Source organism: Metabacillus schmidteae (assembly GCF_903166545.1).
In the GTDB taxonomy this organism is placed as follows: Bacteria; Bacillota; Bacilli; order Bacillales; family Bacillaceae; genus Metabacillus; species Metabacillus schmidteae.
The window spans coordinates 930,217-943,030 of record NZ_CAESCH010000001.1 but is presented as its reverse complement, the minus strand read 5'-3'; the positions used below and the strand labels follow the sequence as shown (position 1 = coordinate 943,030).

Annotated in this window: 6 protein-coding genes; all 6 read right to left on the bottom strand. The window is 35.3% G+C overall.

Annotation, left to right across the window (positions count from 1 at the left end; all coding sequences use genetic code 11):
- Positions 1-20 precede the first annotated feature (20 nt).
- Entirely contained in the window at positions 21-1,559 is a 1,539-nt protein-coding gene (locus HWV59_RS04555) for a response regulator transcription factor (RefSeq protein WP_031539428.1), read from the bottom strand.
- Positions 1,552-3,339, bottom strand: a complete 1,788-nt coding sequence (locus tag HWV59_RS04550) for a cache domain-containing sensor histidine kinase (RefSeq protein ID WP_102228180.1) — start codon at positions 3,337-3,339, stop codon at positions 1,552-1,554. The genes HWV59_RS04555 and HWV59_RS04550 overlap by 8 nt, the downstream gene beginning before the upstream one ends.
- Before the next feature lie 176 nt (positions 3,340-3,515).
- Positions 3,516-6,692, bottom strand: coding sequence for a CBM35 domain-containing protein (locus HWV59_RS04545; protein ID WP_102228179.1), 3,177 nt, complete (start codon positions 6,690-6,692; stop codon positions 3,516-3,518).
- A 211-nt stretch (positions 6,693-6,903) separates the two neighbouring features.
- Positions 6,904-8,718, bottom strand: coding sequence for a glycoside hydrolase family 66 protein (locus HWV59_RS04540; protein ID WP_031539434.1), 1,815 nt, complete (start codon positions 8,716-8,718; stop codon positions 6,904-6,906).
- A gap of 118 nt (positions 8,719-8,836) precedes the next feature.
- Positions 8,837-9,685 (bottom strand): hypothetical protein, encoded by an 849-nt coding sequence (locus HWV59_RS04535; protein ID WP_102228178.1) that lies wholly within the window; start codon positions 9,683-9,685, stop codon positions 8,837-8,839.
- A 106-nt stretch (positions 9,686-9,791) separates the two neighbouring features.
- Positions 9,792-12,335 carry a glycoside hydrolase family 31 protein gene (locus HWV59_RS04530; RefSeq protein WP_102228177.1) on the bottom strand — a complete coding sequence of 848 codons (2,544 nt, stop codon included), beginning with the start codon at positions 12,333-12,335 and terminating at the stop codon, positions 9,792-9,794.
- Positions 12,336-12,814 lie beyond the last annotated feature (479 nt).

Here is a 12,814-nt window from a genome sequence, read left to right as displayed (position 1 = left end):
TTGCATTCCCTTCCTCTTTCTTACTTTTGATGCTGCATTCTAAAATCTCCTGGGGATGAGCCTGTTACTTTTTTAAACAGCTTGCTAAAGTATTTCACATCATTAAAACCAGCATTCCCTGCTACTTCATAAACTTTTAGAGAAGTATGAACCAATAGTTCTCTAGCTTTTTTTATTCGAAGGTCAATTACATAATCAATAAAGTTTTGCCCTAGAAATCGTTTGAACAAGATACTGAAATAATTTCTGCTTATATGAATATGATCGGCAACATGTTGAAGCGTCAATTCCTGTGTATAATGTTTATGAATAAAATCAAGGGCTTTATCTATTAACTCATTATCTGTATTTGACTTCATTTTCTGGTCTGTAATATATTGGTCACATGCTTCGAATCCCTTTAAGAGATATTCATTCAGATCATTCAGTGACTCGGATCTTTCAATTTCTGAGCATCGATCAATTAAAAATGAGTACTCTATCCGCTCCATAAATAGTGTTGTTAAAATGTCACATGCCTCTTTCTTAATGTCAGTAGGTGTCATTTGTTCACTTCGCCATTGTTTGAGCCTCTCATCCAGGAAGATAGGAACGTTCTCTACATCAATATTAGTAAGAAGTTCTTTCAATTCCTGCAGGCTTAAAGGATGAACGAATTCTTCCACAGGATGTTTATAAACAAAAATATTGGTATGTTGATAAAAAAAATGCCTTTGACTTGCTAAAATGCTTCGTTCATATCCAGTAACTAGGTCTTTACAGTCTGTTACAACTTCATATCCAAAAGAAAAGCTGACTTTTGCTTCTTTTTCAACTTTCTCTTTTAACCTATGAATGTCCGTAAGTGGATTACATGTATTATTAATAAAGAATAAAAGTTCACTTTCCCCTATTTGAATACTAATCCCCTCTTCTCTATACTTATAAAAGCGTTCTTGGATTTCTTCGAAAATAAGACTTTTAAATAAAAAGCCATATTCTTCTTCTACCTTGTCAATTTGCTTCATTTTTAAACAAACCACAATAAAAGGAGTTTGAAATATATCAACTAAATGACCAATATTGGTTTCTCTATGTTTTTGAAGCAAAACCCGCTTTACTTCCTGCTCAATTTTTTTTCTTTCCCGAAAATGATTTGTCCGTTCTACAGAATCTAACTTTTTCTTAATCGTTTGTTCTTCAACAATTTTTTTTACGCATTTTTGAATGGTCTTGCAAAACGATTCCGGTTCAAGAGTCGGTTTTAATATATAATCCATTGCACCATGAGTCAGACCTTCCCGTGCGTAATCAAATTCATTATAACTGCTTACTAATACGACCTTTAACATTGGATTTATCTTTAGCGCTTTTTTCATTAATGTTAGACCATCCATTACCGGCATTTTAATATCCGTAATAAGGATATCAACTTGGTCCACAGCCTCTATTGCTTCTAACGCTTGCTTTCCATTAGAAAAATCACCAATTAAAAAAAGGTTTTCTTGTTCCCAGTTAATGGAGGACTTTAATCCAAATCTAATAATCGGTTCATCATCAACAATCATAACTTTATACATGATCTCCACCTCTAGTTTTCGACCTCAATATAAGTCTCACAATTGTGCCTTCTTGACTACTTTCAAGTTCCACTTTTGAGTCTTTATGAAAATAGAGTTTCACAGAATCATAGACATGCCTTAACCCGATTCCAACAAATGAATTTGTACGATTCGTTGCTTGTTGGAGCTTTTTTAAGGCATCTATTTCAAATCCTATTCCATTGTCTCGAATTTCTATTTCTACTCCGTCTGTGATGTTTCGTCCAATAATAGAAATGGTCCCTTTTTTATCTGTAGGTACAATACCATGAAAAATAGCGTTTTCGACAATGGGCTGTATAATCATTCTTGGAATAAGAAAATCTTCCACTCCTCTTTCAAACTGCGTTTTCAAAATGAAATTTTGTTCGTACCGAATTTGTAGAATCACCATGAACTTCTTTACAATTTCAAGTTCTTCGTTAATCGTTACGAACGTTCCTGTTTTCCCCATGTTTGCTTCCAACAGACTGGATAATGCTGATAAAGCAGCATTTGTACGCTCTGTTTGGTTGAATTTAACTAACCATCGGATCGTACTTAATGTATTGAATAGAAAATGAGGGTTAATTCGATGTTTAATTGCCCGTAACTCAGCTTCTTGTTTTTGAAACTGTTCTTCCTTTACCTGTTTTACCAGTTGTTCAACCTGGTTGATCATCCGATTAAACTGGATGCTCATCATGCCAATTTCATCAATTGATTTAACATTTGTTCGTACATTAAAGTTTCCTTTTCCGACTAATTTCATTTGACGTGTTAAGACGTTAACTGGCTCTGTAACTCGTTTAGCTATTAATATGCCAATAAAGATTGACAGAATTCCAAATAAGATTGAAGCTAAGATAGTGATCCTTTGAATAGTCGTCAATTCACCTGTAATTTCGCTGATTGGTACCACACCTACAATGGACCAACCATTTGCCATTTCCTGTTTAACCCCATAATAAGGAATATCTTCTTTATATTGAAATTCTAGTTCATCACTTAAGATATGCTTACGTAACGCTTTGTTTTGAACTGGGTTATTAATATTCTGCAAATTACTATCAATCATAATCATACCTGTGTCATCGACAACAAAAAAACGTCCTGTTTTTCCTAACTTTAATTGATTGATTTTATCAAGGATGGCATTTCCATCTAAGCAAACTTGTATATATGCAATATTTTCAAGATTATTGAAGTCTTTCATTACTCTGCTGATCGATAATACAAGCTCAGTATTTTCTCCTGCTCCGGTAAATTTATCATATTGAAGCCCTTGCCATACCAATTCTCCGTCTTTTTGAACAGAATCTTTTACCCAGCTAAGCTCTTGAAGGTTGACTTGTGATAATTTATATGGAGAAAATGTCCCGCTACCCCAGCTAACTCCCTCATCCTTTAAGATATAAATAATCCTTACAAATGAACTAGAATAAATATTGGAATTTAAAAATGAGGTTATATACTCTTGATTTGCTTCAAATTCAGATATTGGTAGATTTTCATTGGAATTTTGCTTAACAATTTCCTGGATTCGTTCATTACTATAAATAAGATTAGACATATCGCTGCCTGTTGAAATAATATAGTTCAGAGAATCTGCGGCTTGCCTGGCAATTTGTAAAGAGGATTCCCTAACATTTTCTTTTACAATATTTGATGCAGCATAATAAAAAAAGAAACTAGTAGAAACAGTTGGGATTAAACAAACAATTAGAATGACAACAATGACCTTTGTTGCAAAACGTTTTTTTAATAGTTTATAAATCATCGCTTATACCCTCATTAATATTTGTCCTACACTTCATTTATCTCAATTTTACGATTATTTAGACTCAATAACAATCTTGGTCCAACATTTTACCTGATGAATGTAAAATGATTCTCTGATTAAGGGAAATGAAAAGTAGAGCAATGAAACGAAATCAGTTTCACTGCTCTACTAAGCTAGAACTTTATTTGGATTTTCTTCTCTTCATTTGTTGGTATATTTAAAAATACGTTGTTTTGTTCATCATAGAAATAAACTTCCACTTTCTCTCTTACTTCCTCAAAACTGTTTACTTTTTTATATGTTTTATTTTCTGTTTGTATTTTTCTAGGCATCTTTTGTATTGGAAGCTTTACTAGATGAGAAAAATGCTTTGCCTCATTTTGATTATCCTGTTTACGAGTTAATTCAATTTTATTCCTATTTTTTTCTATGTTGAAATAATGATTGTGATAAGCTGATTTCAGCTCGATATTATCGATTGTCAGCTTACCGTCAGACTGTGAACTGGCGATATTGCCAATTTTCAAGACATCCCCTTCAGATACTTCTATATCAGGGATAATCACTTTTTTCATATCTTCAGACTCTGGAACTTCTACTTTTTCTATCGTTCCATTTTTTTCAATATAAAGAAATGCTTCATTAAATTGACCGCTTCGTTTCATGTTAGCTGTTAATTCATAAGTACCAGCCTGTGGTACAACATACTGCCAAAGATCGGATTCAAATGCTTTTTCATTCATTCTCGAAATTTGGACAACTCCATCTTCAATTGACTGATTAACCATATTACTGCGGCTCCAGTGGGCAAAGCCTGCTTTAAAATCTCCATTTAATAGAATCGATTGTTTTTCTTGATCTTTTGCTTCACCTAATGTAATAGAATCCAGATTAAAGTTACCAGCAGCATTCTGAATTTGTACTAAATTGGTTCCTTCTTGAAGGACTATTTCTGTTCTTGCTTCCTTCCATTTCCCATTGGTTGGATTCAATTTCACTTGTTTTGAATTCGTATTTTCACCAGTGCTTACTTCCCTCACTCCTATCATTGCCTCACTTGCTTTACTAGCAGAATAGTCTATTTTTAAGTTATACACGCCTGATTTTGGTGCACTAATCGCATATGTTACACTTTCATCTTTCTCATTAATGCCATTTAAGTAACCAAACCCAGCGTGCCCAATTTGCTCATTAGCAAATTCTATTCCTTTACTATACGAAGCTGCTTCTGCTTCGTATACGTTCTCAGTCGTTGTCGGGATTACTTTTAATACAACACTATCATGTGGTTCAAGTGTAACGGAATGTGATGTTTGTATACCTAAATCCTTATGGGCCCATACATCACGAACATGGCCATTTTCAATTCCTAGCTCTTCTTTAAAATTAAAGTTAAACGATTTACTCTCATCATTGCGATTAAACAATCCAACTACCCAAGAACCGTCTGGAAGCTGACCTACCCAACGTTGGCTGTCACGGCTAGAATTAGACTCCCCATAATGTTTAGCGCTTTCATAAATTGGTTTTCCAACCAGTCCCACCTTATTAAACTCAATGAGCTCAGGATTTTGATAGTATTTATAGTTAGCTCCAATCGTATCATACTGATCTGAAATAGCGATCGGTGAGCCGGCAAGTGTATACAATGACAAAGTTGTTTTCTTTTCATGATCTGCATATAGACCAGTGAATGTATTCAATCGAAGGAAGTCACCATCCAATATCATGCTCGAACGGCCGCCGATATCAGAGAAGCCTGTAAAGCCTTGGAAGGAATTTGCCCATTGTGACCAACCTGGTCTCCACTCTTGACGTCTGCCGCTAATATGATCCCAGCCACCTGTAAACGTGTCTTCATTAATACGAATCATGTCACCATATTTTTGTTCAAGTTCACCGTGATTTATAAGATGTGGCATGACAAGACTTAGGAGAACATTGTTTTCTTTAGATGCTTCTGACATCCACTTTAATGATTTTTCATACAGTTTTCTGTCATGAGCTTGCCCGACTGTCCCTATATTAGCATCTGTTCCTGTTTCATACCATGACAGGAAATCAACTCTCAGAAAATCAGCGCCCTGTTCAGCAAAAAAGTCAATGTATCCCTTAATATATTTTTCTGCATCAGGATGATTCACATCCACCCAATAAAGTGAACGCTCATTCCCCTGACCACCGTTGAATCGATCACCATCTGTCGGGTCATCCGGATCACCTTGATCAATCAAATCCACGACATATGTCGGTCCACCAGGATTATTTTCAGTTCCTATGACAATATATTTATCAGGATTATTTACAACCTCAGGGCTAATCCATAACGGATTGTAGTAAATGCCAAAGTCCATTCCTTTTTCCTTTAAGTAGGCTCCCCAGAACTTCCAAGTATGACCATCCGGATATTTTTCAGATGGATATTGGAACGGCTCATTTTCCTCGTTGTCCTCTTCCGGCTTTTCACCTGTCTTATATAGCTCAACATTATCTAGCTGGAAAGAACTGTGATCTCCTTTTGCATCAATATTGAATTCAACAGTTAACTGTCCATTCGTCACCTCTGCTTTCAATTTGAAAAGCCCGTAACGTGCTTTCCCATATTCATCTGTCAGCCCGTCATTTAATTCAACAACTTGTTCAGGAGCTGGTTCGTTTTCTTCTGTAGTATTGTAGTTTTTCAGCTTCATAGTTGCAGTACTTGTTCCATCAACAAAGTTTTGAACATCGTTAGGAAACTTCACTCGCGCTGTTAAAGTATAATTTCCATTTTCAAGCCCTTCTATTGTTTGAGAAACCTTAGCAGTATGTGGTTCCGGTCCATACACCCATAATTTAGAGCCTTCATATGCATCATTTGCATCAACTCCGTACATTGCATCTGTTTCGACTTTCCACCCTACGTCAACACCCTCTTCAAAGTCACCATTTAGAAGGATTCCTAGCTCGAATTCTTCCTCCGTCCCATCCATATTCATTGGATTGGTCATCCATTTATCATTATGACTTACAACATAGCCATTTTTATTAAGCAAAGTTGCACCTTCAATCCAACCATCAGTTGAAACCATGTCATAGCCGTAAGGTAGGAAGTTTTTAGCCATCCAATCAATATTTTCCTTCAACCGTTTCTCAGGCATAAATGTATTTTTCGTCCACTGATGTTCATATGTCATAAAATACATCGGTCCTGCCCCTTGCCTTGTATATGGGCTGTCCTGTGCAGAAGCAGTTCCTGTTAGTGCTGTTGTTAATGCCATCGTAGAAAGAATAGAAAAAGCACTGATCTTGTAAAATAACCCTTTCTTTCTTTCCCTACTCTTTTTCTTGCTTCTATTGTGTTTACTCAATGAAATAACCTCCCCATTCTTAAGAATAGCTGATGATTTTCATTATCCAGGAAAGCACTATCATTTTAAATCGCTTATATTACAAAATTTGTGTCTTATATACCGTTTCTTCATTGAAGAACAAAAAAAGGTGTCATATCTTCCTGTTTAAATATTTTCATCGGAAGATATGACACCTTTAGTCCACTTTTTGGGACTGTCCCCAAAAACATTATTCGTACTCCACTACAACCATGTCCCAGTATTTTAGACTCGGCAGGGTAAATGTTACTTTCCCATTTTCCTGTTTAAAAGTAAGTGAGTTAGGTAAACCATTCTCAATATCCGGTGAAGCAAGCCAAACTTTTTTTATAGCTTTAGTCTCTTCAAGCTCAACAGTTAACTTTTGACGATCTTGAGGCTGTGCTTGACTTGCATTTGTATCACGCCACTCTAGTGTTGTAGCATCTACAAAGTTAATAAAGTGTATAACTTTTTTATTTGCTTTTTGTTTTGCAAAGCTCCATACTTTTCCTTGTTCCGGTTGAGAAGAGAAAAGAACCCAATCAGGTGAATGAACCGCAAGTGAAGCCTCATGCATGTTATCACGAAGCAAGTTTTCATAGGCAACTAAAAAATCATAATAGGTAATAAGGCTACTTTGCAAAGATTGATCCATTTTAAAGTTATTATGAGGAAAATATTCTTTTGAAAGCATATGCTCCCCTAATTCTAAATGAGCACCTCCCGATGCAAAGATGACACTGTTAGCTAATAAAATACCCGGCGTATTAAATTCTCCAATTTGATTGGAAGATTCATAGTTCATATATGCTGCTAACACTGTATTTTTAGTCCCCTTAGAATCGGAATTATTCTCATCAATAATTTGTTTTAAATCACCGTAATATTTAAAATGATCCCATACCTCTGTATATAAAAAGTCAATTGGCGAGCTTACAATTTGTTTTTGACCGTACTGGTTTACCGCATTCATAACAATACGTTTATCCTGTGCTTCATTTTTTATACGTTGTAAAAACGGAAGAAAGGTTTCATCGATTGCAACCTGATTTCCATCAAAATCATAGACCTCGCCTCTAGGACCAAGCTGGTCAATATGCCATCCATCGAATGGAAGAGCTTCATATACACGTTTTTGTTGGTCAATGAGATAGTTCTGCCAATCAGAATTTCCTGGGTTTACTAGAAATACGTCACTTTTCCATTCATCTGGTAGTGGGTGATAATCATGTTCATTTTTCTGTTGATCCTTAAATAAACGCCATTCTTTATTCACACCATCCTTTTCTGCTTCAGAAAAAGCACCATACAAAAGGTTATATGCCATCGTTGTCATGTTGCGATCATGAGCAAGCTGAATATAATTTTTGATCGTTTCGAGATAGATTGGACGATTAGCAATATCCTCCCAATTTGCTGCTGCGCCATTGTTTTCTACTTTAAGTGGTTGATGATGCTTAAAATGCCAATCATAAAATTGTAAACCATTGATGTGATAGCGGTTCAGTTGGGAAATGACAGAATCCATTTTCTCCATAGATTGGTCTTGAAAGTTTGATAAAAACCCGTAGCGAGGAAATTGGGACCAATCACTTGAAACATCAACTGCAATCGTATGATCCTCTTGTATTGAATCAGATGTATACTGAACATGGACGAAATACCCTTTAAAATCCTCTTTTGGCGGCTGCCATTCCCAGTGTACTTCTTTACTATTTTCCGCTACTTTTACTTCTAGTTTCGAAATAACGTTATCTAAATGGTAATATGTAATGGTTAGAATTCCTTCTGTTAGTCCTTTTTTCAATTGAGCATTAAATTTCACCGTGTCATCATAATGATAGGCTGCTTTATCAGTTGAAATTGTTTTAATAATGTTTGAATGTTTTGGTATAATTTCAGATGAATCCTCTTTGTGGTCTTGATTAGGAGATGAATTGGAGTACGTCGTCAAACCTATTATTATTAATAATAAAAAAATAATAGATAAGAAAATTAATAGATACTTTTTTTTTGATAACATAAAATCTAACTCCTCATTTTTACACAACTTTCTTATTATTAAAGGGAACTAACGATCAAATTAGTCCCTTTTTTGGATGCTATATTTGTTTATGTTTTGTTGTTAATAGGCGATATATTTATTTCTTCCAACTATAATCGGCATCAATTATTTTTTCAATTGGATGTCCGCTCTCTGACAACTCTTCAATCACACACCCTAAGTATAAATCCGCTTGCCAAAGTCCATTTTCCGGTATATCAATTGTAATTGTATATGTTCCAGGCCCATAAACATTCGTGATCGTATCATATACTTTTTGACCCTCATAAGGTTTACCATCTTCTTGAGGTAATGTTCCCTCAGGGTATACATAGCTCGAAAAGCTGATTACAACAGGGTCCATACCTTCTAGAATGGTAAATGTCGCTGTTCCATTTTCAACACTAGAATGAAAAAGTTGATCTAGTGGTCGCTGAAGATCTGTATAATCTGTCTTTTCTTTCACAGTTATGGATTCACTCCATAATTCTCCTTTTCCAGGATGTCCTGGACGTTGATAGGCTTTGAAAATATAATTTCCTGGTTTATTTGGATCTAGAGCATAACTTAATTCTTTCGTTTCCCCAGGGTTTAAAGGGGCAACACTTCCGGAATAAACCAATTCACTATTTTTAGGGTTTCCTTTTGCAGACCAGTAGACCTCATATTTTACTTCACCTTGCATGGCTCTTGAATCTTGTCCATTTTTTATGGTAGCAGAAATACAGGAACAATTTTCATTTTGATCAATAAATGATAGTGAACTTCTATCCCATTCAGCCCTACCATTAATTTCAGATAGTTTTTGTTCTTTCTGGACACTGACATTTTCGACTTGCTCAGGTTTTATTTGTTTAGCCAATGCCTGATTAATAGGTTGAATAAATGATATGGTCAGTAATGCTGTTACAATAAATCCTGAAGTAAATTTATTCCCCTTTTTCATTCTGATTCCCCTTTTCGATAATTTTAATGAAAAGATAAAATTGACCATTAATGCTGACAAGAAGGAACGATTCTTTCGTCCCTTCTTTCCCTCTCTTATATCTTGATTAACGAATTTGTACTTTCTTCTTCTCATCAGCAGGGATACTTACATAAAGAACTTTCGCATTTTCATCATAAAAGAATGTGTTTGGTTTCCCTTGAGTTTCTTCGATTGATCCAACTGGTTTGTATTTATTTTTACCTGCTTGGATTTTTGAAGGTTTTTCTGTATTGTTTAATTTTAATGTGTATTGCTGTACCTTTGAGTCAGAGTATTTTTTAACCTTTTGTTTTTGTTTAAATGTAATATGGTTTGGTTTTTGTTCTACCTCGAACTCTGTAATGTTATATTCACCAGTTTTGTAGTCTTCTGTTGCACCATCATCTTCATAGAATGAATATGTTGCCTCTTCTTCTAAATATGTGTCAAGCACTAGATTTGTAAGTGGCTTTTCATCTGTATATTGCTGTACTTCACGTGTTGGGATGATTGACTCATTTTTCACAAAGATTGGCATATGATCAAGTGGTGCATCAACTGTAATCGTTTGTCCGCCTTCATATTCTTTTCCAGTCCAATAGTCTGTCCACTTTACGTCTTTTGGTAAATAAACTTCACGAGAAGTTTGACCTTGTTTCACAACGGGTGCTAGCATCATCGAATCACCGAACATGTACTGATCACTTATATCATTTGTTTTCTCATCATTTTGGAATTGGTAGACTAGCGGTTGTTGAACCGGTTTACCAGTATCTGCTGCTTCTTTAAATTGATTATATAAGTATGGTAATAATTTATAGCGCATTTCAATGTATTTCTTACTGATTGCCTCAACTTCTGGACCAAATGCCCATGGTTCTTGACCTTGTTTAATTTCTGCTTTTGCATCACTATCATAGTGAATACGAGAAAACGGCAAGAATGCTCCTACCTCAATCCATCGAGCGAATAATTCTGCATCTGGGCGAGCTGCAAAACCACCAATATCATTTCCTACAAATGCGACCCCTGACATTCCAACGTTCATATTCATTGGTAGTGACATTTCTAAGTGTTCCCAGTTACTAACGTTATCACCTGTCCATAATGCAGCATAGCGTTGTGTACCTGCATACATATCACGAGTTAAAACGAATGGACGAGTGCCTGGTTTATGCATTTTAAACGCATCATAAGTAGCTTCTGCTTCATCATGGCCATATAAGTTATGGTACTCAGTATGAAGAATTTTGTTGTCTTCATATCCAAAATACGTATCTAGCGGTAATGTATGAGCATGTCTGTCATCATCAATGAAAACAGCTGGTTCATTCATATCATTCCAAATCCCATCAATTCCTGCATTTAATAGCACATCATGATGTTTAGCCCACCAATCACGTACCTCTTGTTTAGAGAAATCAGGGAAAGCAGAATCACCAGGCCATACTGGTCCAATGTAGTTCGAGCCATCTGGATTTTTCGCCCAGAAGTCTTTACTCGTTCCTTCTTGATAAATGCTGTAATTCTCATCTTGCTTAACAGCTGGATCATTAATCGCAATTGCATGGAATCCTTCCATCTCTTTTAATTTCGTTAATGCATCCTTATATTGTTGGTTCCATGTAAACACTCGATAGCCATCCATATAATCAATATCAAAGTGCATTGTATCTAGTGGGATATTCTTTTCTCGATAAGTTTTTGCAACATTCAGAATTTCATCCGCGGTATATCCCCACTTACTTTGATGCAACCCTAATGACCATTTTGCTGGAACATCCATTTTACCTGTTAATTCAGTATAACGATCAATTACATCACCAATTTCCGGACCATATGCAAAATAGTATGTTAATTTTCCGCCGTTTGCATAGAAGTAGTAATAGTCATCAGACTCACTTGCCATCTCGTAGTATGAACGATGTGTATTATCAAAGAAAATTCCATATGCTTTTTTATCTTTTAATCCGATGAAAAAGGGAATAGATGTATATACATACTTAGTATCTTTAGTGTATGCATAAGCATCCGTATTCCATAAACCTATGCTATCCCCGCGTTTATTGACTTCTAATCCAGTTTGCTCACCAAAACCATAAAAGTCTTCGTTTTCATTCGTTTTCTTAAACACATAAGGTTTGCCATTTTCATAACCTGAAGTTGCACCTTGGTTTAAATAATCTTCGTTAATGACATTTCCTTCTTTATCAAGGAATTTCACTCCGAATTGCTTTAAGTTAATTTTAACCGTAATTTCATCTGTTTTGATTGTGTATTCATCTGCGCTACCGTTTGCACTAAATGGCACACGTTTCCATTCACTTTCTTTTTTCTCAATTCCTCTTGATTCGAATTCCTCTTCGCCTTTTTCTACAACAGAAACTTTCACAAGATCTTTGTCAAATATACGAATATAACCTTCGTATGAACCAAGATCAAATTTGACTCCATTTGAGAGTTCTGTTACTCCTTGAACCGTTAACTTCTGAAGATTTTCCTTCTGTAGAGGAGTATCTGCCTCAGGTTGTGTAACGGCTAGTGCGCTTGGTACGCCCGCTGAAAAACTTACTGTTGCTGCTAGTGAGAGCCCAGCTAATACTCTTAATGATTTTTTCGATAATACCATGTCTTCACCTCGTAAAAAATAGTTTGTAAGATTACGGTAAAATCTTAGCGAACATTGAAATATTCTGTCAACTAACTGTTTTATGAAATATGGGAGTAGGGACATTTGCTCACAGCCATTGATAGGAGAGGTGTGAAAACGCACACTTTTTCCTTGAAAACGTTTGTGAAAAAACTTTCAAAATGGAGCATAATATCTAGTTTTTATCAATTGTAAATAAAATTAATAAGAAAGGACTAATTTTCTCAATATTCTAAATTCAATATGTTTTTACTATTATTTTTGTTCATAATAAATCTCAAGGAACTGCTTATATTCTTTCAAGATTCTTTAAGAAGTATCCATTCAGCAACATTGAAACGACTGACTATTAATTTCTGAATGTTGTTGTACACGAAATGGGAAATATTATAAATTCAGAGGATAAAACACTATTTAAAAATAACTCTATCTCTTGTAGCTTTTTTATCCCGGAAGTC

Excerpts from the sequence above, each read along its gene's own strand:
- HWV59_RS04535 (WP_102228178.1), bottom strand. The coding sequence starts at position 9,685 with ATGAAAAAGGGGAATAAATTTACTTCAGGATTTATTGTAACAGCATTA.
- HWV59_RS04530 (WP_102228177.1), bottom strand. The coding sequence starts at position 12,335 with ATGGTATTATCGAAAAAATCATTAAGAGTATTAGCTGGGCTCTCACTA.
- HWV59_RS04550 (WP_102228180.1), bottom strand. The coding sequence starts at position 3,339 with ATGATTTATAAACTATTAAAAAAACGTTTTGCAACAAAGGTCATTGTT.
- HWV59_RS04540 (WP_031539434.1), bottom strand. The coding sequence starts at position 8,718 with ATGTTATCAAAAAAAAAGTATCTATTAATTTTCTTATCTATTATTTTT.
- HWV59_RS04555 (WP_031539428.1), bottom strand. The coding sequence starts at position 1,559 with ATGTATAAAGTTATGATTGTTGATGATGAACCGATTATTAGATTTGGA.